Origin of the sequence: Enterobacter cloacae complex sp. IR53041 (assembly GCF_049238285.1) — a bacterium.
Classification (GTDB): Bacteria; Pseudomonadota; Gammaproteobacteria; order Enterobacterales; family Enterobacteriaceae; genus Enterobacter; species Enterobacter roggenkampii.
This window is the reverse complement of sequence record NZ_JBMKHB010000021.1, coordinates 28,229-52,596: the sequence shown is the minus strand read 5'-3', so window position 1 is coordinate 52,596 and position 24,368 is coordinate 28,229. Positions and strand designations below refer to the sequence as shown.

The window sequence follows — 24,368 nt, the reverse complement described above, 5'->3', positions numbered from 1 at the left end:
TCACCTCTCCTCGTGAAGGCGGATCATCGCCTCGCGCGACCATGACGCCATGACCGCCTGCCCCGGCGCAATGCCGCTCAGCGGCGAGGCGTCACTGAAGTTAGCCTGGCTCACCAGCAGTTTGGCGCCATCGGCGAGCTTCAGCTCCAGACGCGTGGCAGCCCCCTGATACTGAACGGCCTGCACGACGCCCTGAACCTGAACGTCACCCTGTTCATTAAGGCGAATATGCTCCGGGCGCAGGGAAAAGATGCCCTCCATGCCGCAAAGCGTCTGCGCAAGGCCCGCATCAAAAACGTTGGAGGTGCCGACAAAACCGGCGACAAACGGCGTGCGCGGACGCATGTAGAGATCGCGTGGGGTATCCACCTGCTCGATGCGCCCGTTATTGAACACCGCCACCCGGTCCGACATGGAAAGGGCCTCGCCCTGATCGTGGGTGACAAAAATGAAGGTGATGCCGAGTTCTTGTTGAAGCTTCTTCAGCTCGAACTGCATTTGTTCCCGCAGCTTGAGATCGAGCGCCCCTAAAGGCTCGTCCAGCAGCAGGACGCGCGGTTCGTTCACCAGCGCGCGGGCGATGGCGACACGCTGACGCTGGCCGCCGGAAAGTTGCGATGGTTTGCGGGCGATGGCAAAGCTCAGGCCCACTTTTTCCAGAGCATCGCGGGCCTGCGCATGGCGTTTTTTCTTGTCGACGCCTTTGACCATCAGCCCGTAGGCAACATTGTCGAGGATCGACATATGCGGGAACAGCGCGTAGTCCTGAAACACGGTGTTCACGTCCCGCTCCCAGGGGGGCAGTTCGCTCGCTTCTTTACCGAAGATGGAAATCGTCCCGCCTGACAGCTGTTCAAAACCCGCTATCAGACGCAGGCAGGTGGTTTTGCCGGAGCCCGAAGGCCCCAGCATGGAGAAAAACTCTCCGTCGCGGATCGCAATGGTGACCCCATCCACCGCCCGGACGTCGCCGTACAGACGGGAAACATTGTTAAACTCGACTGCGTACGTCATGTTCTGCTCCCGGGCAATTAACGACCGCCCATGATGGCGATGTAATCCTGCGTCCAGCGGCTGTAAGGGACAAATTTGCCGCCTTCTGCGATGGGGGTTTTCCAGAACATGATTTTGTCGAACTCATTATAACCGTTTGTTTCGCAGCCTTTATCGCCCAGCAGCGTGCTGGCTTTACACCCTTCCGGCACCACGGGCAGGGAGCCAAACCATGCGGCCAGATCGCCCTGCACTTTCGGCGTCAGCGACCAGTTCATCCATTTGTAGGCGCACATCGGGTGTTTAGCCTGCGCGTGCAGCATGGTGGTGTCCGCCCAGCCTGTCACCCCCTCTTTCGGGAAGACGGTGGCAATGGGCTGGTTCTCGGCCTTCAGGGCATTCGCCTGATACGGCCAGGCGCTGGAGGCCACGACGCCCTCGTTTTTGAAATCGCTCATCTGGACGGTGGTGTCATGCCAGTAGCGGTGGATCAGCGCATGCTGGTCGCGCAGCACTTTCAGCACGGCGGCATACTGTGCTTCGGTGAGCTGGTAAGGGTCTTTGATCCCCAACTGCGGCTGGGTCGCTTTGACGAACAGCGCCGCATCGGCGATGTAAATCGGGCCGTCATAGGCCTGCACGCGTCCCTGATTGGTTTTACCGTCCGGCAGATCCTGTTTGGTAAAGACGACGCTCCAGCTGTCCGGCGGCGTCGGGAAGGTTTTGGTGTTGTACATCAGCAGGTTTGGCCCCCACTGGTACGGCGTGCCGTAGATTTTACCGCCGACGTTAAACCATTCCCCTTTCACAATCCGCTCGTCGAGGGTTTTCCAGTTGGGGATAAGATCGGGGTTAATCGGCTGGACGCGTTTGCCCATGATCAGCCGCAGGGAGGCATCGCCTGAGGCGGTCACCAGGTCATATCCCCCTTTCGCCATCAGGCTGACCATTTCATCCGACGTGGCCGCCGTTTTGACGTTAACCGCACACCCGGTCTCTTTTTCAAACTGGGTGACCCAGTCGTAGTTTTTATCCGTCTGCCCCCGCTCGATGTATCCCGGCCAGGCGATAATATCCAGTCGACCTTCCCCGTCGCCAATGGCCTTTGGTGGTTCTGCGGCTTGCGCGGCCATGATAGTCATGCCGAGCGCGCACAGGCTGCTGCGGGCAAATTTTTTGCTCATAAGAGTTACTCCTGTCGCAATGAAATTTAGCGGCAGCCGTGCCGTAAAAATATCTCCCTTATTAAACGTAGACCGCGCAAATGCGCCGCACCGTTCGGCTTCAGGAAATTTCATCAAGGTGTGACCGAGGGCGCATTCCCCGTTAACTGGATTATAGACAAGGGGTTAGGCGCGAGAGACGGTATGCAGATTTCCTATGACGGGTCATCGCGAAATAGTCGCAGCGCCGTCATCAGGATAAGAATTGATTATTTAAATAACGGAGAAAGGATTATTCCTGCATCGTGCTAATTAATTTTCCTAACTGAATGACCGCCTGCTCTTCCCGCTCTCCCCAGGCCCAGGAGGTATTAAAACGAAAGAACGGCGTCCACGCGTCAGAGGTGGAAAACATTTTTCCGGGAGCAATGCTGATGTGGTGCGTTAAGGCCTTTTCGCTCAGCAGCCCCGCGTCCAGCTGTGCCGGCAGTTCCAGCCATAAAAAGTAGCCGCTGTCGTTATGGTGAATTTTAACGCCTGCAGGCATATGGCGAAGAAGTGACTGCCAGGCCTGCTGCTTTCGCTCGGCCAGCGTACGCCGCAGGCGGCGCAGGTGGGCGTCGTAGCGTTTGGTCGCCAGGTAATCCACCAGCGCCAGCTGCATGGGAGAACTGGTTGAAAGCGTGCTCATCAGCTGCAGCTGCTGAATGCGTCGCGCGTGTTTTCCTGCCGCCACCCAGCCGATGCGAAAACCGGCCACCAGACATTTTGAAAAGGACGAGCAGTGTAGCGTCATGTCCTGACGATCCCACGCTTTCGCCGGGAGCGGCTTTTCACGTCCAAAATAGAGCTCGCTGTAGACGTCATCTTCAATCAGCGGGACGTTGTGCTGGGTTAACAGGGCGACAAGCTGGGCTTTTTTCTCCGCGCTCAGCGTGAAGCCGAGCGGGTTTTGGCTGTTAGTCATGATCCAGCAGGCTTTAACCGGGTATTCATTCAGCGCCTGCTCTAAGGCATTGAGATCGATCCCCTCGCGAACGTCCGTCGCAATCGACAACGCTTTGAGCTTCAGGCGTTCCAGCGCCTGCAGCGCACCGTAAAAACAGGGGTTTTCGACAATCACCCAGTCACCCGGCTCGGTTACCGCCTGAAGGCTAAGATTCAGCGCTTCGAGCGCGCCTGCGGTGATCACGATCTCTTCCGGGGAGATGTTCATCCCCTGCTGCGCGTAGCGGCGGGCAATGGCGTGGCGGAGATCGACGTTTCCCGGCGGCAGGTTCTCAATCACGCTCATCGCCGTCGCGGTTTTGCTGACGTTTGCCAGCGAACGGTTGAGCTGCTGAAGCGGGAAAAGCCTGGGGTCGGGAAACGCGGAAGCAAAGGGAACAACGGACGGGTCGCGGCTGGCCTGTAAGACGTCGAAGATGTAGGTATTGATATCCACCGCTTCGTCACGCATCACCTGAGCGGGTGGCGCAGGCTGTTGTGCGGTCGGGCGCGAGGCAACGTAATAGCCCGACTGCGGTCTGGCGACAATGCGCCCCTGACTTTCCAGCATCTGATACGCGTGGCCAACGGTCATAAAACTCATGCCGCTGCTTGCCACCTGCTCTCGCAGGGAAGGCAGCTTATCGCCCGGCAGCCATACGCCAAGCTCAATCTGCGAGATAATTTGTTGCGCCAGACGCTGGTATTTTTTCATCAGATTCTCCTTAAGACCGACAGTGTATATCAGCAGGAGAAAAAGAGAAGATTTAGCGAACTGTTATAGTCTGGAAGATGAATTACTTACGGTATTCGGTCACGTGGCTCTGAGCGGAACGCGCGGCGGCCAGGTGGTCGAGCGTGATCATCGACGATTTGCAAAAAATGCATTTCGCGCCAAACGGGTTTTTCTCAGACACATCAAAGGCTGAGGTACGGTACTGCGAGCCATGACAGCATGGGCAGCGAAAATGGATATATGAAGTCATAGGTTTCTCCTGAAACGTAAAAACGTAAATTACTAATGGGCCGATTGGGCATAATGGTTTTAAACAAAACGAATCGGAATGTAGATAAAGACCCAAGAGAGGCTGCGGAGAGGCACAACGTGATGAGAACTGCTTTATAAAACTACGTCAGATATTTATTTGGACTCAAAACCAGAAAGCCATTAACGCACGACGCTGACGACAAAGCAAGCGGTTTAATGCGGAAAAATCATAAAAAGAATATTTTTATTCCACAACGGCGAGGTATATCAGATGGCTAAAGCGTGAAATTTACGCCAACTGTTATGGTTAAAATTCGCTTTTCTGTGTCTGCTCGTCCGATCTTCGCCCCTATACCATAACAGCACACCGTTTGACATTGAGGCTGTGCATGTTTGGTTTAGATGCTTTTCACCTTGCGCGGATACAGTTTGCCTTTACCGTATCCTTCCACATTATTTTCCCGGCCATCACCATTGGTCTCGCAAGCTACCTTGCCGTGCTCGAAGGGCTGTGGCTGAAAACAAAAAATCCGGTCTGGCGCTCGCTGTACCATTTCTGGTCGAAGATTTTTGCCGTCAACTTTGGCATGGGCGTGGTCTCCGGGCTGGTGATGGCCTACCAGTTTGGCACCAACTGGAGCGGCTTTTCGCAGTTTGCGGGCAGTATTACCGGCCCGCTTCTGACCTATGAAGTGCTTACCGCCTTCTTCCTCGAAGCCGGGTTCCTCGGCGTGATGCTGTTCGGCTGGAATAAAGTCGGGCCGAAGCTGCACTTCTTTTCCACCTGCATGGTGGCACTGGGGACCATTATTTCCACCTTTTGGATCCTCTCCTCCAACAGCTGGATGCAAACCCCGCAGGGCTATGAGATCGTCAACGGTCAGGTGGTACCGGTGGACTGGTTCGCCGTGGTGTTTAACCCCTCCTTCCCTTACCGCCTGCTGCATATGTCAATAGCCGCGTTCCTGAGCAGCGCCCTGTTTGTTGGCGCATCCGCGGCATGGCATCTGCTGCGCGGGAATAATACCCCCGCCATCCGGGCGATGTTTTCAATGGCGCTGTGGATGACGCTGATTGTCGCGCCCCTCCAGGCCATGGTGGGCGATATGCACGGGCTGAACACCTTAAAGCACCAGCCCGCGAAAATTGCCGCCATTGAAGGGCACTGGGAAAACCCGCCGGGCGAGCCTACCCCGCTACTGCTGTTTGGCTGGCCGGATATGGAACAGGAGCGCACCCGCTTTGGGCTGGAGATCCCGGCGCTGGGAAGCCTTATTCTGACGCACAGTCTGGATAAACAGGTACCGGCGCTCAAAGAGTTTCCAAAGGAAGACCGCCCGAATTCCACCATCGTCTTCTGGTCGTTCCGCATTATGGCTGGCCTGGGCATGCTGATGCTGCTGCTTGGGGTAACGGCACTCTGGCTGCGCTATAAAAAGCGCGTTTATTCATCGCGCCCTTTCCTGTGGTTTGCGCTGCTGATGGGGCCATCCGGGCTGATTGCCATTCTGGCCGGGTGGATCACTACCGAAGTGGGCCGCCAGCCGTGGGTGGTCTATGGGCTCCAGCGCACGAAGGATGCGGTTTCTGCCCATGGCGATTTGCATATGAGCGTGAGCCTGCTGGCCTTCTTCGTCGTTTACACCTCGGTATTTGGCGTGGGTTACAGCTATATGGTGCGCCTCATCCGAAAAGGCCCGCAGCCGCATGAATCTTTCGCCACCGAGTCCGATGGACGTCCGGCGCGCCCGCTTTCTGCCGTCACAACTGAACATAAGGAGCAGCCGTAATGGGTATCGATCTTTCCATTATCTGGTTTGTGATCATCGTCTTTGCCACGCTGATGTATATCGTGATGGACGGTTTTGATCTGGGGATTGGCATTCTGTTCCCGGCAACGCAGAACGCCGACGATCGCGATGTGATGGTTAACAGCGTCGCGCCGGTCTGGGACGGGAATGAAACCTGGCTGGTGCTGGGCGGGGCCGCCCTGTTCGGCGCCTTTCCGCTGGCCTACGCCGTGATTATCGATGCCCTCACCATTCCGCTCACATTAATGCTGATCGGTCTTATTTTTCGTGGCGTAGCGTTTGAGTTTCGCTTTAAAGCCACGCCAGCACACCGTCCTTTCTGGGATAAGGCGTTTATAGGCGGTTCCATTCTGGCGACGTTTACCCAGGGCGTGACGGTGGGCGCCGTCATTAACGGCTTTAGCGTCACCGGCCGGGCCTATACCGGCGGCCCCTTTGACTGGTTTACCGCGTTTAATCTGTTTTGCGGCGCGGGCCTGGTGGTGGCCTACGCGCTGTTAGGCTCGACCTGGCTGGTAATGAAAAGCGAAAATGCATTGCAACAGCGGATGCGTCAGGTATCGAAAACCCTGTTACTCGTGCTGCTGGCATTTATTGCGGCGATCAGCCTCTGGACACCGCTGGCGCAGCCGGCCATCGCGGCGCGCTGGTTTACGTTGCCGAACCTGTTCTATCTGCTGCCCGTCCCGGCCCTGGTGGTGATTTTTAGTTTGTATCAGTGGCGCTGCCTGAATAATCCCGACAGCCATAGCCGACCGTTTATCCTGACGCTGGGGCTGATTTTCCTCGGCTTTAGCGGGCTTGGGATCAGCATCTGGCCGCACATCATTCCACCGTCAATCACCCTGTGGCAGGCCGCCGCACCGACGCAAAGCCAGGGCTTTATGCTGGTCGGCGCGCTGTTGATCATTCCCGTTATCCTGGTCTACACCTTCTGGAGTTACTACGTATTTCGCGGCAAAGTTCAGCATGGGGAGGGTTATCACTGATGCAACAACCGGTCTGGAAAAGATTACTGTGGCTGGCCATTATCTGGGGCGGCAGCGTACTGGCGCTGGCTGCGGTCAGTATGCTCTTCCGTATGCTGATGACGGCGGCAGGGTTTAAATCACATTAACGTCATCCCGGGCAACCGCTGCGTTGCCCGGCTCCTCCCCGCACTTTCAGATAAACCCCATTAACGAATGGCAGAGTATCGTTACACTGGAAAAAGATTCACAGTGTTTATAGTTTGAGAAGAAAAATGAAAAAGCTCATAGCGTTAAGTGTTATCAGTCTTGTCCTTACCGGCTGCGTTAATCCGGGTAAAGCCTCCGTTCAGCCGGAGCAACTTAAGAACCACCGCTTTGTGCTGGAAAGTGTGGACGGTAAGGCCGTGAAGACCGCGACAACGCAACCTGAGATCGGTTTTAGCGCACTGCCAGATATCAGCCTGGTGAATAACATCAGCGTTTCTGGTCAGATGTGTAACCGCTTCAACGGACAGGGGAAATTGTCCGAAGGCGAGCTGAAGGTGAAAACGCTGGCCATGACGCGCAAGCTCTGTAATGAGCCGCAGCTTAACGAGCTGGATCAGGCCATCGGCGACATGCTGCGCAAAGGCGCGCAGGTCGACCTGACTGAAGACCAGTTAACGCTGGCGACAGCCGATAAAACGCTGATGTTTAAGCGTGCAGAATAATCAGTAGTTACCGCAGGTTCCAACGGCAAGCGACTGTTCACTGCAGCGTTTGCCGTTTGGCAAGGCGCACATCCCAATAGCTGAACCATCAAGCTGGCGAGCTACCGACAGCGAACCGCCAATCATCGCGCAGTTGGCCTGACCGGAGCTGGACATCGCGGCTTTCATACCCGGCACCACGTGCGCGGCCGTTGCCTGCTGGACAGGTTCACTGCTGCATGCCGACAACAATAATGCGGCACACCCTACCAAAAATGCTGAGCGCATGCTCTCTCCCCCATGAATAATGCGAAACCTATGCATAATAGGCATCCCATCCCGTGTCGTCGAGAGCGGAAGTGCGTATTTATGCGCTCCTGAAACAATTTCTCGCAATTTTTCTGCCAAAAGTTTGATCTACTCATTGATGGCAGGAATAACGAGGACACAAAAGCGAAAATCGAAAAATCCCCCGTTTGCTAGAATACACAGATAATATTCAGGGTTTGTTGCCGTAATACAGACCCCTATTTTTTTGCGCAATGTAAGGGTGTTGTCCTATGCAAACTATTGACGGTAATGGTGCAGTTGCCTCAGTCGCGTTTCGCACCAGTGAAGTTATCGCCATCTACCCGATTACGCCAAGTTCTACCATGGCTGAGCAGGCGGACGCCTGGGCGGGTAACGGGTTAAAAAACGTCTGGGGCGATGTCCCGCGAGTGGTTGAAATGCAGTCGGAAGCCGGTGCGATTGCCACGGTGCACGGCGCGCTTCAGACCGGGGCGCTTTCCACGTCGTTTACCTCTTCCCAGGGATTGTTATTAATGATCCCGACGCTGTACAAACTCGCCGGGCAACTGACCCCCTTCGTTCTGCACGTTGCTGCGCGGACCGTTGCCACCCACGCGCTCTCTATCTTTGGCGATCACTCAGACGTGATGGCCGTACGCCAGACCGGCTGCGCGATGCTGTGCGCCAGCAGCGTTCAGGAAGCCCAGGACTTTGCTTTAATATCGCATATCGCCACGCTCAAAAGCCGGGTGCCGTTTATTCATTTCTTTGATGGTTTCCGCACCTCTCACGAAATTAACAAAATCGTCCCGCTGGCTGACGAAACAACCCTGAATCTCCTCCCGCAGGCGGATATCGACGCGCATCGCGCCCGCGCCCTGAATCCGGAACACCCGGTGATTCGCGGCACGTCGGCGAACCCGGATACCTATTTCCAGTCCCGCGAGGCCACGAACCCGTGGTACAACGCGGTTTACGACCATGTTGAACAGGCGATGCATGACTTTGCCGCCGCGACCGGTCGGGAATACAAACCCTTTGAGTATTACGGCCATCCGCAGGCGGAACGGGTCATCGTGCTCATGGGCTCGGCCATTGGCACCTGCGAGGAAGTTGTTGACGAGCTGCTGACGCGCGGCGAAAAAGTTGGCGTGCTGAAAGTGCGTCTTTATCGCCCGTTCTCGGCGAAACATCTGCTCTCTGCGCTGCCGGAAAGCGCGCGTACCGTTGCGGTGCTCGATCGCACCAAAGAGCCGGGGGCGCAGGCGGAACCGCTGTATCTGGATGTGATGACCGCCCTGGCAGAAGCCTTTAATCATGGTGAACGTGAAACGCTGCCGCGCGTGATCGGGGGCCGCTACGGTTTGTCCTCCAAAGAGTTCGGGCCGGACTGCGTGCTGGCGGTATTCAACGAGCTCAGCGAAGCGAAACCCAAGCCGCGCTTCACCGTCGGCATCTATGATGATGTGACGAATCTGTCCCTGTCGTTGCCGGAAAATACCCTGCCCTCGACCGCCAAACTTGAGGCGCTGTTCTATGGTCTCGGCAGTGACGGCAGCGTCTCTGCGACCAAAAACAACATCAAAATCATCGGGAACTCCACACCGTGGTACGCCCAGGGGTACTTCGTCTATGACTCCAAGAAAGCCGGCGGCCTGACCGTTTCCCACCTGCGGGTGAGCGAACAGCCCATCCACTCTGCGTATCTAATTTCTCAGGCTGATTTTGTTGGCTGTCACCAGCTGCAGTTCATTGATAAGTACCAGATGGCCGAGCGCCTGAAACCTGGCGGTATTTTCCTCCTGAATACGCCATACAGCGCGGATGAAGTCTGGTCGCGCCTGCCGCAGGAAGTGCAGGCGGTGCTGAACCAGAAAAAAGCCCGTTTCTATGTGGTTAACGCGGCGAAAATTGCCCGCGAATGTGGCCTTGCCGCGCGTATCAATACCGTTATGCAGATGGCCTTCTTCCATCTGACGAATATCCTGCCGGGCGACAGCGCGCTGGCGGAACTGCAGGGCGCGATTGCCAAAAGCTACAGCAGCAAGGGCCAGGAGCTGGTCGAGCGTAACTGGCAAGCGCTGGCCCTGGCGCGCGAGTCGCTGTTTGAGGTCCCGCTGCAGCCGGTCAATTCCGCAAGCCCGAACCGCCCTCCGGTGGTATCCGATGCGGCACCTGATTTCGTGAAGACCGTGACGGCGGCGATGCTGGCCGGTCTGGGTGATGCCCTGCCCGTCTCTGCCCTACCGCCGGATGGCACCTGGCCGATGGGCACCACCCGCTGGGAAAAACGCAACATCGCCGAAGCGATCCCCATCTGGAAGGAAGAGCTGTGTACCCAGTGCAACCACTGCGTGGCAGCCTGCCCGCACTCTGCCATTCGCGCCAAAGTGGTGTCACCGGAAGAGATGGAGGCCGCGCCGGCCAACCTGCACTCTCTGGATGTGAAATCACGCGATATGCGCGGACAGAAATACGTTCTGCAGGTCGCACCGGAAGATTGCACCGGCTGTAATCTGTGCGTCGAGGTCTGTCCGGCGAAAGACAGGCAGAACCCGGAGATTAAAGCCATCAATATGATGTCGCGTCTGGAGCACGTCGAAGAAGAGAAAGTGAATTATGACTTCTTCCTGAATCTGCCGGAAATCGATCGCAGCAAACTGGAACGCATTGATATTCGCACTTCGCAGCTGATCACGCCGCTGTTTGAATACTCCGGCGCCTGCTCGGGCTGCGGTGAAACACCGTATATCAAGCTGCTTACCCAGCTGTACGGTGACAGGATGCTGATTGCCAACGCCACCGGCTGTTCGTCTATCTATGGCGGCAACCTGCCCTCCACGCCGTATACCACTGACGCCAACGGCCGCGGTCCCGCGTGGGCCAACTCGCTGTTCGAGGATAACGCCGAATTTGGTCTGGGCTTCCGCCTGACCGTTGACCAGCACCGCGCGCGCGTGATGCGCCTGCTGGAGGAGTTTGCCGGGCAGATCCCCGCCGGGCTCAATGACGCGCTTCACGCCGACGCGACGCCAGAGGTACGTCGTGAGCAGGTTGCAGAGCTGCGTCAGGCGCTTCAGGGCGTGGCGGGCGCTGAACAGCTGCTGACCGACGCGGACGCCCTGGTCGAAAAATCGATCTGGCTGATTGGCGGTGACGGCTGGGCTTATGACATCGGCTTTGGCGGCCTGGATCACGTGTTGAGCCTGACGGAAAACGTCAATATCCTGGTGCTGGATACGCAGTGTTATTCCAACACCGGTGGTCAGGCGTCGAAAGCCACGCCGCTGGGTGCCGTCACGAAATTCGGTGAGCACGGGAAACGCAAGGCACGCAAAGATCTCGGGGTGAGCATGATGATGTACGGTCACGTTTACGTCGCGCAAATCTCGCTGGGGGCACAGCTTAACCAGACGGTAAAGGCGATCCAGGAGGCGGAAGCGTATCCCGGCCCGTCGCTGATCATTGCCTACAGCCCTTGTGAAGAGCATGGCTACGACCTGGCACTCAGCCACGATCAGATGCGACAGCTAACCGCGACCGGCTTCTGGCCGCTGTACCGGTTCGATCCGCGCCGTGCGGACGAGGGTAAATTACCGCTGGCGCTGGATTCGCGTCCGCCGTCAGATGCTCTGGCCGAGACGTTAATGCAGGAACAGCGCTTCCGCCGCCTTAACGCGCAGCAGCCGGAAGTGGCCGAACAGCTATGGAAAGACGCTGCGGCGGATCTGCAAAAACGGTATGACTTCCTGGCGCAGCTGGCGGGTAAAGCCGAAAAAGCGACCAACGACTAGTCTCTCTGCCCGGCGCGTCCGGGCATTTTTTTGCCATAAAAAAACCCGGTGTATTCACACCGGGCGAATCCAGATAATCATTAAATATCTATTTAGTTCCCTAAATATTATTCATGCGAATTATGGATAAATAATCTTAAAGGCATATAACGCCATCAAGAATAGCTTAACTCATACCTGATTAATAATTTTAATTTAATATATTTAGCCTTAAAGTATTCACCAAACCAATGACCATTACCGTTGATGTATTCAGTTTAGATTTTACTTAGTTCGTAACAATTATAATTTATTACTCTTACACGGGAGTGATTTAGCATGAGACAACTTTCGTATTCGGAAAGTTCAACAGGTAATTAAATAAAAACAACCGCAAAGGAATATCAAAATGCAAAGAAAAGTACTGGCCCTGATGATTCCGGCTCTGTTAATGGCTGGCGCAACTCATGCAGCAGAGATTTATAATAAAGACGGTAACAAATTAGATCTGTACGGAAAAGTAGATGGTCTGCACTATTTCTCCGATGATAAAGGCGCTGACGGGGATCAAACCTACATGCGTCTGGGCTTCAAAGGCGAAACCCAGATCAACGACATGATGACTGGCTACGCGCAGTGGGAATACAACATTCAGGCCAATAACACCGAAGGGTCTGATAACCAGTCCTGGACGCGTCTGGCCTTCGCCGGTATCAAAGTGGGCGACTACGGCTCCTTCGATTACGGTCGTAACTATGGCGTACTGTACGACGTGGAAGGCTGGACCGATATGCTGCCTGAGTTCGGCGGCGACTCCTACACCAAAGCCGACAACTTCATGACCGGCCGCGCCAATGGCGTAGCAACCTACCGTAACACCGACTTCTATGGTCTGGTGCAGGGTCTGAACTTTGCGCTGCAGTATCAGGGCAAAAATGAAGATGCCAGCAACAATCAGGAAGGCACCAACAATGGTCGCGACACGCGTCACGAGAACGGCGACGGCTTCGGTATCTCTACCACCTATGACTTCGGCATGGGTATTACCGCAGGTGCAGCCTACACCTCTTCTGACCGTACCAACGAGCAGGTGATGAATACCACTGCGGGCGGTGACAAAGCAGATGCATGGACTGCGGGCCTGAAATATGACGCCAATAACATCTATCTGGCAGCCATGTACTCTGAAACCCGCAATATGACGCCGTACGGTGATAACACCGACGCCGTGGCGAACAAAACCCAGAACTTCGAAGTGACCGCACAGTACCAGTTCGACTTCGGCCTGCGTCCGTCCCTTTCCTACCTGCAGTCTAAAGGCAAGGACCTTGGCAACGGCCAGGGCGACCAGGATCTGGTTAAGTACGCTGACGTCGGCGCAACCTATTACTTCAACAAAAATATGTCCACCTACGTTGATTACAAAATCAACCTGCTGGATGAAGATGACAGCTTCTACAAAAACAACGGCATCGGCACGGATGATGTCGTGGCACTGGGCCTGGTTTACCAGTTCTGATTGCCAGAGCCCGCATGTTGATGCGGGCCCCCCCGTTTTTTGAAGCTCGTCACAAAAAGCAGGTTCTGAAATCACGTGGTTGAGGGTAAGTTGAGGTAAAGCTGTTTAAACTCAGGTGATAGCCTTTCCATCACTAAGGATAACAGCGTTGTTTGGTCGTGTATCCGTTGTCGTACTAACTCTTTTAGCGCTCATCTGGATGGCGTTAATTTTTGATTTTGCTGATATTGTCGGGCATCTCAGTGCTGTGTTGAACCACCTTGATGGCGGTTAACATTATTTCCTGAGAAATGAAAAGCCACCAGCAGTGCCGGTGGCGGGAAAACGCACAGGTTGCGTTATTTTTTTACGGGTTGAGGCTTTTTATCACCTGATTCAGGGGCCTCACGCGGATCGTCTTTTTCAACACAAAGCATAGTTTCTCCTGTTTCAGATAACCACCCTCCACTATAGCCAGGCTAATTACAGAGTGGCCAGGCGGCAATTACGCCTGACCTGTTCCTTTCTTGCGAAAAGAGAGGTAGCCAAACACCCCGCTATCTCCATCCGAGGGATGGTTAACCCCGTCCATCACCGTCACTTCAGGGAAATCGAACGGTGAGACGTTATCAAAGCAGGCCACATTCACGCCGTATTCGTTTGGATTAGAACGCCGCTGATGGAACGTGTAAATTCCGCACACCGAGCAGAAAAAGTGCCGTGCCGTTCCCGTATTGAAGCGGTACTCCGTGAGCTTATCCTCACCTTTGGTCACGGTAATCCCTGACAGCGGCGCAGAGACGACGACCGCCCCCCGCATGCGACAAAAGGAACAACTGCAGCGCCGCGCGGTATTCAGGCCATCCGTTAGCGCAACGGTAAAGGCCACCGCGCCACAATGGCACTGCGCATGACGAATATCAGCCATGGCTAGATCCCCTTCCTCACCAGGTCAGCAGCCTTGACAAAAACCTCATCTTCTACACCATCGCCTTTCTGCCTGCCGAGCCTGACCAGCTCATCAACAATGCTGTCGCGATCGATTGGTTTCTGGGCAGAAACCAGCCCAATAACGGCCGCCCCAATCGCCAGCCCCACTAATCCTGTTTGTTCGTCTTTGTTCTTCATACTCATGCTCCTGATACAACAAACAAGCGTAGCATGATTTTAAAAGCGCGGGGTTAGCCCGTATTTTGGCGCTTTGATATTTGCCGCCCAAATTTTGATATCGTTTTGCAGGAGAATAGTGAAATCAGATTTCAGATGCGTCACCATGCCATTGACGCTGTCCGCGTCCACCACTGAAAAATGTTCAATTCTGTTCTTTCCTATTTGAACACAATTATATTTGGCGGGCAGCACTTTACCATTCACATTAAGTGGCAGATTATTCTCACTACAGCGGCCTTCCGTAATATATGACACCAGCAAATTAGCGGATTTTCTCCCAGGCTGGGATACGCTTACCATGACGGGAAAACCTTCCGAGGTCTGCGTCATATCATAAAGCACCGCATTTTTCATATACCAGGTATTATATTCCCGCTCCTGAAAAGCGGACCAGGCAGGTGCAGAATAAAGCACCAGCGCTGCCAGCGTAAAAGAGACTATTTTCATGGGATGTTGTCGTCCGTGTTGTTGCACGTATTATTCAGATTGTGCAAAAAACAGCAACAACTTAAGAATAGTCCTACTACTATTGGCAGTGATGGAGGATTTATTCACGACGCGCTATCCGAATGACCGTCTTATCAACGTAGTGCTGGCATCTGAAAAACTCAGGTTAACTTGATGTCAAAACGGCCATAAAGAAGAAACAGGCGAGAAATGGTAAACCGCCGCCATCACGGCGATGCTAACGACAATGCTTAAGAAGAAGTAGGTTTTAAACGGCTGCTTTTGTGTTTTATGGCGAAAGAGCTGTTGGCCTACAATCGCGCCAGGCCAGCCGCCCGTTACGCCAAATACCAGCAGCGTGGCTTCCGGCACCCTGCGCATGCCTTTCCGCGCCGCCATTTTATCGGCACCATACATGACCAACGTCAGCATATTGATGAGCAGAAACCACATAGCCAAAGGGCTCGAGGTAAAAAGACTGCCGATCGCAGCAAAGATCAGAAGTAAATAACAAACGCGATTGAGGGTCATAGTACTGGCCAGAGAAGTGTTGAGCGGTTTTCGACGCCGCATTATACGCTACTTATGAATGTATCGGGCGGGAATTGCTGACAACGGGACAAACGTCACTCCACCCTCACTTTAACCTTTGGCTTCGATAACAGAATTTTTATCAACTCCTTAAAAGGAACGGGTTTGTAGAAGAAGTAGCCCTGTAAAAACGTGATGTTATTGCGCATGAGGTAATCAAGCTGTTCCTGGGTTTCAACCCCTTCCGCCACAATACGGATTGACAGTTTTTTTGCCAGTTCCAGTACCGAATCCAGTATCAGGGTGGAATCCTCATTCTCATTAACCCTGGCAACAAAGCTTTGGTCGATTTTGATGTAATCAATGTGCAGGTCCTGCAGGTAGGACAGGCCGGAATATCCCGTTCCAAAATCATCCAGGGCAATGGCAAACCCTATTTCATGTAGCGCATTCAGGGTCTTAACGAGATGTTCATCTACGTGGAGAGGTTCACGCTCGGTCACCTCCACAACGAGATTAAGATCCTGTTGAACAAAGCTGCGCTTGTAATTCAGACACTCTTCAAAAAAGGTAGAGGCAACGATATGAGACGCACTGAAGTTAATCCCGACATGAAATCCTTCCGGCAGCAGCGTAGAAATAGCATTCATCTGCGTTGCAACCTGACGCATTAAGCTTTGAGTTAGTGGAATTATTAGCCCTGTTTTCTCAGCAAGAGGAATAAATGACGAGGGAGAAATAAACCCGGATTGCGGATGCTTCCATCTGGCCAACACCTCTACACCGCGCAAGGTCCCCTCTTTACCGCTCACGACGGGCTGGTAATAGGGTATAATTTCATTTCTGTAGATGGCAGTCCGCAGCGATTCTTCCGGCGAAATATCCTTAGACAGATATCGCTGCAGAAGATAAGCAGAAAGAGAGGAAACGAGCAGCAGAAATAACACCACTCCACCGGTCTGGTCGAATAATCGCGTCAGGCTAAAAAGAGGCGGAGCGTTAAATTGAATCGCGAAGGCATAATCAACGTCTTTTACCGTCAGAACATCGTTGTTTGAATGGGCTGCCGTCAAGACATCGCCTGATTGGCCTAAACGACGATTGCCGACCAGCAGCGAATACGCCACGCCACGTAGTGGCATATTCAGCGCATCCCGGATATGGCTGTCGCTGATGCTCACCATGATTCGGCTTCCGGCATGATTTGTCTGGTATAACAGAACCGGCAAGCCGTTGACCGTACTTTTCGATGGAACAAGTAACAATGGCGCTTCAGGCAGCGCTGACCCGTTAACCAACAACACGCGGTTTCCCGGCAAGGAGGAACACCAGACCACATCTTTTTTCAGAATAACGATCGTTCTCAGATGGGGTTGTAATGCCGCTTCAGTGCCGAGCCGATACTGTCCTTCAGCATCACACTCATTCTCAGCAAGCCGCATTGCAACCTGGGTCGCATGATGAGCTTCTGTAAGAATGACGTGCATATTCCTGACGACGTAGTGCGCCCCGGCAAGGCTGTCAGCCCGCGCCGAGTACCAGACCTGGATATTGATGATAAAAACGCCCAGCACAAAAATTGCCGTGGCTGCAGCTATGGAGATAGGTGCATGGCGCATTCAGGGTTCTCGACTCGAGTGACGTTGCCGCTTCGGTGATGCTGAAGTGATTGAATTATCTTCGCCTTAAGCATGGTTGATAAAGAAAGAAATACCATGTCCGCCGTCAGAAATTTTCCCCAAACCAGGCTCCGTCTTTGCACCTTCTCAAATGGGTAAATAAAAAGGCCGCCGAACGGCAGCCCTGGTTGTTAAGTGCTTATTAGTATTGCTTTATTGTCTTGACCGGCGTTCTTTCTGACCAGTCAGGCCGCTCGCCAGCCATGATTGCACGCTGTTGTGATGGCGTCACAGACTGCGTTATTTCAGGCATCGACTTGTATTCAGGTTGCTTAGGTGGGTTGAGAACCAGATCGGAGCTACAGCCTGACAGCAGCAAAACCGCCAGTAGAGATGTATTAAGCTTGAACACGCTAACCCCTTCCAATGGGATAAAAGTTACAGAAAATGCGTGGTGCCGATAGCATCCCGATGACTCGTTACTGATTATAACGTCACGCGCCGGGGTGCAGGCAGCAGATTCACCACACAGATACCCCATAAGAATATATTTACACAACCAATGCATGCAACCCTTTGTATTCCAGGCAGCCTGTGTACAAAAATAGAAGGAAAGCCGATTACGCTTCAAATATCGAGGGAGTTTATGCTAAAACCGCTATTATGTTTCTTATGGTCAAGGATTGAGAAGGGATTTGAATGGTTAAGGTTGAAGAATTAAAAACGACGTACCCAGGCGCAGCGGCCTGGCAAATGGGTGACAGCCCGGAACTGGCGAACGCGCTTGCGGACCTGATTAAAAAAGGGCTCAAAACGGCCACCTGCGGATCTTTTGCCTCGTACTCGCAGGATGTCTCTGCTCCACGGATAGGAAGCTACAACATAATCCTTGATGGTCAGAATGTCCCGGTCTGTGTGATCCGGCTGGTTTCCATGCGACTGGTGCGTTTTTGCGATGTTAATGAGGAATTCGCTCGCAAAGAGGGTGAAGGTGATTTAAGCCTTGAATACTGGCGGAAAGAGCATCAGCGATTTTTCTTCCGCGAAGGCCATTTTTCTGAAGATATGGAACTGATCGCAGAAGAATTTGAATTGGTTGAGGTGCTGTAAGCTGAGATAAAGTGGCAGTGATGTGTCGCTTAATTAAGCAGGCTTACTCATGTTAAGCTCGTACACAACGCATTCCGTATCGTAATGCCGCTCTATGGCTTTATAAGACATACCTAACCTTTTCATTACACGCTGCGATGCGATATTTTCTGGATCGGCCACGGCCACCAGATAAGATGCTCCCACCCGTTCTACAGCGTAATCAACGATCGCTTTCGCTGCCTCTGTAGCATAGCCTTTGCCATTGTGTTCAGGCACGAGGCGCCAGCCAATCTCTAATGGTGCCCCCTCCACGTTCGCCAGGTGCTGGAGGCATGCTGCACCAACGATCGCACCAGAAGATTTCTCTCTGATAGCCCACCACGAGAAGTGATACTTATCCCAGCGAGCCTGCACCCTTCTGATGCCCTCCCAGGTTTCTTCGGGCGTTTTAACGATACCCTTATTGATATAGCGCATCACCTCAGCATCACTATCCATTACCCTTAAGCCTTCATAATGTGAATCATTGTAGGGTTCCAGGATTAAGCGGGCCGTCTCTACATTCATCTTTAATTCCTCTTGCATTCAGCCAGTACCTTCGTTGAACTCGTCCCGATAAAACACCCTAGCACAATGTAAGTTACTTCCGCTCTGGCACACAGGGATCATGGGTGGCGCTGGGCTTGTGCTTTGGTTTACGTCTTGTCGAAGATTTTATATCAAATAATGTCTGCTTTATCCCATGGAAGGAAAATCAATGGCGTTATGCGCTAGCGGTGATATTAACCATTGAATGGATCTAATCTCGCTAATTGCCCTACAATGCCTGACTTACAAGCTAAAGGAAAATGACATGTTCCCCTTTCTGAACACATTTAAGCGATTAATCAGCAAACAGCAAGAAACACATACCGCTCCTCAGAAATATTCAAATGAACAGCTTATCCAGTGGGCTACCGGTTGCATGCTGGAAGGGCTCCCGGATGACTTCTACCAGGCCAGACTGCTATGCACTCGCCAATCCGATCCTGAAAACCCCGATGGATGGATAGTCAACGTTAATCATGATGTGATGCTTAACCCTGACTCCGAATATGAGCGGTTCCAGCCAGCCGATGACCTCTACCCTACCCAGTGTGTGGAAATGTTACTTGATGGCAAGGAATGGAGTAATGCATCAATAACATTCAATAAAGAAAACGCATCGTTTAAATGGAGTTAGCCATTACCAAGCCCAACCGCAGATGAACATTGTAATGGTTTATCCGATAAGCAAGTCAAGCAGGGTAAGCCGACGCAGAATGCGTTTATCGAACGGTTCAACCGGACGTACCGGACAGAAACCCTGGATTTTTACCTGTTCTGAACGCTGAATGAAGCACGGGAAATCACTGAACGCTGGCTGAATGAATACAACAGCGAGCGTCCTCATGAATGCCTGAATAACCTGACGCCGGAGGTAGCTTATTGGAATCGTTTAAGTCTAGTAGAATTCAACTTTCGTATGCGCTGTCATTGAAACTGGTTTCGGCGCCGGATTACCTGCGTTCTGTACTGTGGCATTACATATTTCAGGCACAAGCATTTCGTTATAATTACAAGAACTGGTTGCTGTATATCCCTCCGAGAAAACTGATGAGTTTATTAGTTTATAATCAAGAGGCTTTCTTTTTTTATCAACATAAGATATTTCATTTTTAGACATAACGCTTTCTGAACTATAAAATTCAGAGCGCGTCAAATTATCGTCTTCATCATAAAAATGTTCAGATATTTTTTTGCCTAAAAAATAGGTGTCTTTAATTAATCCATTCGGGTAAAGAGTGTAACGCAACTCGTCACCATTTTCATTTTTACTCAAAATGTGACATTTTTCATCAAGTTGTATTGAGAAAGACTTGCCATCTCTATGGCCAATAAGACTTCCATTTGTATATTTTAGAATGGTTTCATGCCTAGAAGAAACATTATCAAGGTTTAAGCTATCAACACAACCATTTTTATTCAGTCTGATGGAGATTTTATAAGTGATTTTTCCATTCTCCTCAACATCAGTATCTAAGGATTTAACAGCCCCCTTAACTGGATTGAAATCAAACATAGTCGATAAGTTATAAAGTAGAGGTATGTAGTGATTTTCTGCAAAAGCCATACTTGAAAATAAGAAAGTACAAAGGAAAAGAGTAGAAGTTTTTATCATTTTTAATTCTAAGCTCAAGTTACCCTCAAATTAAGTAAGCTCATTACAGCATGCTTACTGCTAATCTTCAACATTGATACTGGCGGAGATGATTGCGCCACAACTGCGCCGTTTGCCATAAAGTCGCTATCGTATCCAAACGTCTGAACGCTACCCTTTATCACGTATCGGCGCCAGATTTCACGCAGCAGTAAAACGTGCTGGCATTCGCCGCCGGAATCCGTACCATACGCGGCATACAATTTTTGCCCCTGCTGGCTCCGAAGGTAGTACTCAATGCAACAGAATCAAGAGATTAACAAAAAAGAGCAATACAACCTGAATAAACTGCAAAAGCGACTGCGCCGTAACGTGGGCGAAGCCATTGCAGACTTCAACATGATTGAAGAAGGCGACCGCATCATGGTTTGCCTGTCAGGGGGTAAAGACAGCTACACCATGCTGGAGATCCTGCGTAATCTTCAGCAAAGCGCGCCGGTGAATTTTTCCCTGGTGGCGGTCAACCTTGACCAGAAACAGCCGGGCTTCCCGGAGCACATTCTGCCGGAATACCTCGAAAATCTGGGCGTTGAGTACAAAATCGTCGAAGAAAATACCTACGGTATTGTGAAAGAGAAAATTCCTGAAGGGAAAACCACCTGCTCTCTGTGCTCTCGTCTGCGCCGCGGTATTCTGTATCGCACCGCGACCGAGCTGGGCGCGACCAAAATTGCCCTGGGCCATCACCGCGACGATATCCTGCAAACGCTGTTCCTCAATATGTTCTACGGCGGCAAGATGAAAGGTATGCCGCCTAAGCTGATGAGTGATGACGGTAAACATATTGTGATCCGCCCGCTTGCCTACTGCCGTGAAAAAGACATTGAGCGTTTCTCTCAGGCGAAAGGGTTCCCGATCATTCCATGTAACCTCTGCGGCTCTCAGCCGAACCTGCAGCGTCAGGTGATTGGCGACATGCTGCGCGACTGGGATAAGCGCTATCCGGGTCGTATCGAAACCATGTTCAGCGCCATGCAGAACGTCGTCCCTTCCCATCTCGCGGATGTGGAACTGTTCGACTTTAAAGGCATCAATCACGAGTCAGAAGTCGTGAACGGCGGAGATTTGGCGTTTGACCGGGAAGAGATCCCGATGCAGCCAGCAGGCTGGCAGCCGGAAGACGATGACAATCAGTTTGAAGCGTTGCGTCTGAACGTGCTTGAAGTGAAGTAAGCGGTTAGCGTCTCAGAAACACCGTCTGAGACGCTTCATGCTTTATTTCAGCAGACGTACGCGGCAGGTTTTACCCTTAATTTTCCCGTTTTGCAGCTGCTTCCATGCCTTATGGGCAACCGCCTGGCGAACCGCGACGTAGACATGCGCCGGATGGACAGCAATCTTACCGATATCCGCCCCGTCCAGCCCCACATCCCCGGTCAGTGCACCGAGTACATCACCAGGACGCATCTTGGCTTTTTTACCGCCATCAATGCACAGGGTCGCCATTTCGGCCTCCAGCGGCACAAGGCTGACGCCGGCTGGGGGATTCATCCAGTTCAGCTTAATCTGCAGCATCTCAGAGAGAATATTGGCGCGCTGCGCCTCTTCCGGAGCGCAGAAGCTGATCGCCAGACCGCTGTTCCCGGCGCGCGCGGTGCGGCCAATACGGTGCACGTGCACTTCCGGATCCCACGCCAGTTCAAAGTTCACCACCAGCTCAAGCGATTTAATATCCAGACCGCGCGCAGCGACGTCGGTCGCCACCAGCACGCGGGCGCTGCCGTTCGCGAAACGGACCAGCGTCTGATCGCGATCGCGCTGTTCAAGATCGCCATGCAGCGACAGTGCGCTCTGCCCGGCGGCATTCAGAGCATCACAAACCGACTGACAGTCTTTTTTGGTGTTACAGAACACCACGCAGGAGCCAGGCTGATGCTGGCTCAGTAATTTCTGCAGGAGCGGGATCTTCCCCTGCTGCGAGGTTTCAAAGAACTGCTGTTCGATGGCCGGCAGCGCATCTACGCTGTCGATTTCAATGGTAAGAGGATTTTTCTGCACGCGCCCGCTGATGGCGGCGATAGCTTCCGGCCAGGTTGCTGAGAACAGAAGCGTCTGGCGATCGGCCGGTGCGAAACGGATCACTTCGTCGATGGCCTCGCTGAAGCCCATATCCAGCATCCGATCGGCCTCATCCATCACCAGCGTTTGTAGCGCATCCAGTGAGACCGTGCCTTTTTGCAGGTGATCGAGCAGGCGTCCCGGCGTCGCGACAATAATGTGCGGCGCATGCTGAAGCGAATCACGCTGGGCACCGAACGGCTGCCCGCCGCAGAGGGTTAAAATCTTGGTGTTTGGCAGGAAACGTGCCAGGCGACGCAGTTCACCCGCAACCTGGTCTGCCAGCTCGCGGGTCGGACACAGCACCAAAGACTGGGTCTGAAAAAGCGCCGCATCGATATGCTGCAACAGGCCAAGGCCAAAGGCCGCCGTTTTCCCACTGCCCGTTTTCGCCTGCACGCGCACGTCACGGCCCTCAAGAATGGCGGGTAAGGCGGCCGCCTGAACAGGCGTCATCGTGAGGTATCCCAACTCGTTGAGGTTAGCGAGTTGGGCATCGGGCAGAACATTCAGGGTAGAAAAAGCGGTCACAATTGTCTCTCGTGGTGATCTTTGCGGTCAGATGGCGCGTATCCTCGCAGATCTCGCGGTTCGATGCGACAATTTAATCGGTTCTTCATCGGGCGGCGGGTCGGGCATCGGCTGGGGACGCGGGATGGGATCGGGCATAGGTACCGGATCGCTGGGGATAGGATCGGATTGACGCGATTGTGGCAGTAGCAGAGCGTTAAGGATGCTCATCATTCCCTCCATAATTTGCTGTCATCCCTTTTAGGGTAGACGCTCAGAATCAGGAGGCAAAAAAAAGCCGACTATGAAGTCGGCGTCGTACGAATCAATTGTGCTATGCAGTAATTCAAAAAAGGAAGTAAGACAATATGGAGCGCAACGCCCATCGCTTGACGTTGCATTCACCTGCGGGAGTAATATTGCACCTTACGGGGTAGATGTTTATTGACTTCGCTCAATTAAAAGAGCGTTTTAATCCCGGAAAAAGATGAAAAAAGCGTAAATTTACAGCCATTTACTACGATGCAACCACCATGCAACACCCCCAATCAAAACAACTAACATCACGCAAAACGCCGTAAAACCGTAGCGATAAGCGCCACCCGGAATTCCGCCCAGGTTGACGCCAAACAACCCGGTCAGAAACGTGCTCGGTAAAAACACCATCGCCATCAGGGACATCGTATAGGTTCTTCGCGCCAGCGACTCCTGCATCACCTGCGCGATTTCGTCCGCCATCACCGCCGTTCTGGCAATACAGGAATCAATTTCATCCAGCCCGCGGCCCAGCCTGTCGGCAATATCCTGCATTCTGCGCCGATGGTCGTCGTTCATCCAGGCGAGCCTTTCGCTGGCCAGCCGCGCATACACGTCGCGCTGCGGCGTCATGTAGCGACGCATAACAATCAGCTGCTTGCGCAATAAGGCCAGAAAACCGCGCGGCGGGATCTGCTGATCGAGCAGGTTATCTTCCAGGTCGATGATTTTGTCGTGCAACTCTTCAATAAACTCACTGGCGTGATCGGTAAGCGCGTCACAGACATCCACCAGCCAGCTGCCGCAGTCGATCGGCCCCGTGCCCTCTTTCAGATCGTTGACGATGTCATCCAGCGCCAGGACCTTACGCTGTCGGGTGGAGACAATCAGCCCATCGTCCATATAGACCCGCATCGCCACCAGCTGATCCGGACGTTCATCCGTGCTGCCGTTAATACAGCGGAGGGTAATCAGCGTCCCGTCACCCATGCGGCTTACGCGGGGCCGCAGACTTTCACCCGCCAGCGCATCGCGCACGTTATTGGGCAAGAGCGGGGTCGACGCCAGCCAGTCAGCGCTGTCCGGATGGGTATAGTTCAGATGCAGCCAGCAGGGATGCGCACTGTCGATCGCATCATTATCTTCCAGCGGTCGGGCACCGCCGCGGCCGTCCAGCACCCACGCAAAAACTGCGTCAGGAACGTTAAGTTCAGATCCTTTAATGCTTTCCACAGCACCTCCACCTTTTTAACTCTTTCGGTGTCAGTCTAGCTTTCATGAGG

26 protein-coding genes and 2 pseudogenes are annotated in these 24,368 nt (G+C 53.0%); 11 read left to right on the top strand and 17 right to left on the bottom strand.

Annotation, left to right across the window (positions count from 1 at the left end; genetic code table 11):
• The 4 genes from ACOTXF_RS15690 to ACOTXF_RS15675 form a co-directional block, all read right to left on the bottom strand.
• Positions 1-1,014, bottom strand: coding sequence for an ABC transporter ATP-binding protein (locus ACOTXF_RS15690; RefSeq protein WP_047745546.1), 1,014 nt, complete (start codon positions 1,012-1,014; stop codon positions 1-3).
• Between the two features lie 17 nt (positions 1,015-1,031).
• Positions 1,032-2,177, bottom strand: a complete 1,146-nt coding sequence (ydcS, locus tag ACOTXF_RS15685; protein ID WP_232927209.1) for a putative ABC transporter substrate-binding protein YdcS — start codon at positions 2,175-2,177, stop codon at positions 1,032-1,034.
• A gap of 271 nt (positions 2,178-2,448) precedes the next feature.
• Positions 2,449-3,858 (bottom strand): PLP-dependent aminotransferase family protein, encoded by a 1,410-nt coding sequence (locus ACOTXF_RS15680; RefSeq protein ID WP_316937147.1) that lies wholly within the window; start codon positions 3,856-3,858, stop codon positions 2,449-2,451.
• An 82-nt stretch (positions 3,859-3,940) separates the two neighbouring features.
• Complete coding sequence (locus ACOTXF_RS15675) at positions 3,941-4,129, bottom strand: hypothetical protein (RefSeq protein WP_008501286.1); 189 nt, start codon at positions 4,127-4,129, stop codon at positions 3,941-3,943.
• A gap of 391 nt (positions 4,130-4,520) precedes the next feature.
• On the opposite strand from ACOTXF_RS15675, the gene ACOTXF_RS15670 reads away from it, so the two are divergent.
• From ACOTXF_RS15670 to hslJ, 4 genes are all read left to right on the top strand, one after another.
• Positions 4,521-5,921, top strand: coding sequence for a cytochrome ubiquinol oxidase subunit I (locus ACOTXF_RS15670; RefSeq protein WP_047745544.1), 1,401 nt, complete (start codon positions 4,521-4,523; stop codon positions 5,919-5,921).
• The gene (gene cydB / locus ACOTXF_RS15665; protein WP_008501284.1) at positions 5,921-6,931 is read left to right on the top strand and encodes a cytochrome d ubiquinol oxidase subunit II; all 1,011 of its coding nucleotides are present in this window, start codon (positions 5,921-5,923) and stop codon (positions 6,929-6,931) included. The genes ACOTXF_RS15670 and cydB overlap by 1 nt, the downstream gene beginning before the upstream one ends.
• Positions 6,931-7,059: a DUF2474 domain-containing protein gene (locus tag ACOTXF_RS15660; RefSeq protein ID WP_008501283.1), complete on the top strand. Its 129-nt coding sequence runs from the start codon at positions 6,931-6,933 to the stop codon at positions 7,057-7,059. The genes cydB and ACOTXF_RS15660 overlap by 1 nt, the downstream gene beginning before the upstream one ends.
• 126 nt (positions 7,060-7,185) lie before the next feature.
• On the top strand, positions 7,186-7,623 hold the full coding sequence (gene hslJ, locus ACOTXF_RS15655) for a heat shock protein HslJ (RefSeq protein WP_055321427.1): 438 nt from the start codon (positions 7,186-7,188) through the stop codon (positions 7,621-7,623).
• Here hslJ and ACOTXF_RS15650 read toward each other — a convergent pair whose 3' ends face one another.
• A complete protein-coding gene (locus ACOTXF_RS15650; RefSeq protein WP_008501281.1) occupies positions 7,624-7,890 on the bottom strand; it encodes a DUF333 domain-containing protein in 267 nt (88 codons plus the stop codon).
• 272 nt (positions 7,891-8,162) lie between these two features.
• Here ACOTXF_RS15650 and nifJ point away from each other — a divergent pair, with 272 nt between their 5' ends.
• Entirely contained in the window at positions 8,163-11,687 is a 3,525-nt protein-coding gene (gene nifJ / locus ACOTXF_RS15645; protein ID WP_316937146.1) for a pyruvate:ferredoxin (flavodoxin) oxidoreductase, read from the top strand.
• A gap of 388 nt (positions 11,688-12,075) precedes the next feature.
• A complete protein-coding gene (gene ompC, locus ACOTXF_RS15640; RefSeq protein ID WP_021240257.1) occupies positions 12,076-13,185 on the top strand; it encodes a porin OmpC in 1,110 nt (369 codons plus the stop codon).
• A gap of 338 nt (positions 13,186-13,523) precedes the next feature.
• Here the strand turns inward: ompC and ACOTXF_RS15635 are convergent, their stop codons facing one another.
• The 7 genes from ACOTXF_RS15635 to ACOTXF_RS15605 all read right to left on the bottom strand — a co-directional run bounded on the left by ACOTXF_RS15635 (position 13,524) and on the right by ACOTXF_RS15605 (position 17,343).
• Positions 13,524-13,601: a hypothetical protein gene (locus tag ACOTXF_RS15635; RefSeq protein WP_223239581.1), complete on the bottom strand. Its 78-nt coding sequence runs from the start codon at positions 13,599-13,601 to the stop codon at positions 13,524-13,526.
• 68 nt (positions 13,602-13,669) lie between these two features.
• A complete protein-coding gene (locus ACOTXF_RS15630) occupies positions 13,670-14,092 on the bottom strand; it encodes a GFA family protein (RefSeq protein ID WP_008501278.1) in 423 nt (140 codons plus the stop codon).
• 2 nt (positions 14,093-14,094) lie between these two features.
• Positions 14,095-14,292: a hypothetical protein gene (locus tag ACOTXF_RS15625; protein ID WP_008501277.1), complete on the bottom strand. Its 198-nt coding sequence runs from the start codon at positions 14,290-14,292 to the stop codon at positions 14,095-14,097.
• Between the two features lie 39 nt (positions 14,293-14,331).
• The gene (locus tag ACOTXF_RS15620; protein ID WP_045415725.1) at positions 14,332-14,781 is read right to left on the bottom strand and encodes a hypothetical protein; all 450 of its coding nucleotides are present in this window, start codon (positions 14,779-14,781) and stop codon (positions 14,332-14,334) included.
• 177 nt (positions 14,782-14,958) lie between these two features.
• The gene (locus ACOTXF_RS15615) at positions 14,959-15,312 is read right to left on the bottom strand and encodes a DUF1294 domain-containing protein (protein WP_021240259.1); all 354 of its coding nucleotides are present in this window, start codon (positions 15,310-15,312) and stop codon (positions 14,959-14,961) included.
• 95 nt (positions 15,313-15,407) lie between these two features.
• Positions 15,408-16,931 carry an EAL domain-containing protein gene (locus ACOTXF_RS15610; RefSeq protein ID WP_047745536.1) on the bottom strand — a complete coding sequence of 508 codons (1,524 nt, stop codon included), beginning with the start codon at positions 16,929-16,931 and terminating at the stop codon, positions 15,408-15,410.
• Positions 16,932-17,133: 202 nt separating this feature from the next.
• Positions 17,134-17,343, bottom strand: a complete 210-nt coding sequence (locus tag ACOTXF_RS15605; protein WP_126287803.1) for a hypothetical protein — start codon at positions 17,341-17,343, stop codon at positions 17,134-17,136.
• A gap of 287 nt (positions 17,344-17,630) precedes the next feature.
• Between ACOTXF_RS15605 and ACOTXF_RS15600 the strand changes: the two genes are divergently transcribed.
• On the top strand, positions 17,631-18,041 hold the full coding sequence (locus ACOTXF_RS15600) for an ASCH domain-containing protein (protein ID WP_047745534.1): 411 nt from the start codon (positions 17,631-17,633) through the stop codon (positions 18,039-18,041).
• A 33-nt stretch (positions 18,042-18,074) separates the two neighbouring features.
• On the opposite strand, the gene ACOTXF_RS15595 is transcribed toward ACOTXF_RS15600, so the two are convergent.
• Entirely contained in the window at positions 18,075-18,608 is a 534-nt protein-coding gene (locus tag ACOTXF_RS15595) for a GNAT family N-acetyltransferase (RefSeq protein WP_232927306.1), read from the bottom strand.
• Positions 18,609-18,876: 268 nt separating this feature from the next.
• Here ACOTXF_RS15595 and ACOTXF_RS15590 point away from each other — a divergent pair, with 268 nt between their 5' ends.
• Together ACOTXF_RS15590 and ACOTXF_RS15585 are read left to right on the top strand one after the other, a co-directional pair.
• The gene (locus tag ACOTXF_RS15590; protein WP_084832007.1) at positions 18,877-19,245 is read left to right on the top strand and encodes a hypothetical protein; all 369 of its coding nucleotides are present in this window, start codon (positions 18,877-18,879) and stop codon (positions 19,243-19,245) included.
• A gap of 57 nt (positions 19,246-19,302) precedes the next feature.
• A pseudogene (locus tag ACOTXF_RS15585) lies at positions 19,303-19,542 on the top strand (integrase core domain-containing protein); the annotation flags it as partial.
• Here ACOTXF_RS15585 and ACOTXF_RS15580 read toward each other — a convergent pair.
• Positions 19,507-20,241, bottom strand: coding sequence for a YnfC family lipoprotein (locus ACOTXF_RS15580; RefSeq protein WP_234115316.1), 735 nt, complete (start codon positions 20,239-20,241; stop codon positions 19,507-19,509). The pseudogene ACOTXF_RS15585 and the gene ACOTXF_RS15580 sit on opposite strands and share 36 nt — an antisense overlap.
• Before the next feature lie 133 nt (positions 20,242-20,374).
• Between ACOTXF_RS15580 and ACOTXF_RS15575 the strand changes: the two are divergent.
• A pseudogene (locus ACOTXF_RS15575) lies at positions 20,375-20,464 on the top strand (hypothetical protein); the annotation flags it as partial.
• 35 nt (positions 20,465-20,499) lie between these two features.
• Positions 20,500-21,435 (top strand): tRNA 2-thiocytidine(32) synthetase TtcA, encoded by a 936-nt coding sequence (ttcA, locus tag ACOTXF_RS15570; RefSeq protein WP_008501267.1) that lies wholly within the window; start codon positions 20,500-20,502, stop codon positions 21,433-21,435.
• Between the two features lie 42 nt (positions 21,436-21,477).
• On the opposite strand, the gene dbpA is transcribed toward ttcA, so the two are convergent.
• From dbpA to zntB, 3 genes are all read right to left on the bottom strand, one after another.
• Positions 21,478-22,851, bottom strand: a complete 1,374-nt coding sequence (gene dbpA / locus ACOTXF_RS15565) for an ATP-dependent RNA helicase DbpA (protein ID WP_047745743.1) — start codon at positions 22,849-22,851, stop codon at positions 21,478-21,480.
• 27 nt (positions 22,852-22,878) lie between these two features.
• Positions 22,879-23,061, bottom strand: a complete 183-nt coding sequence (locus tag ACOTXF_RS15560) for a hypothetical protein (RefSeq protein WP_071530964.1) — start codon at positions 23,059-23,061, stop codon at positions 22,879-22,881.
• Between the two features lie 273 nt (positions 23,062-23,334).
• A complete protein-coding gene (gene zntB / locus ACOTXF_RS15555) occupies positions 23,335-24,318 on the bottom strand; it encodes a zinc transporter ZntB (protein ID WP_021240264.1) in 984 nt (327 codons plus the stop codon).
• Positions 24,319-24,368 lie beyond the last annotated feature (50 nt).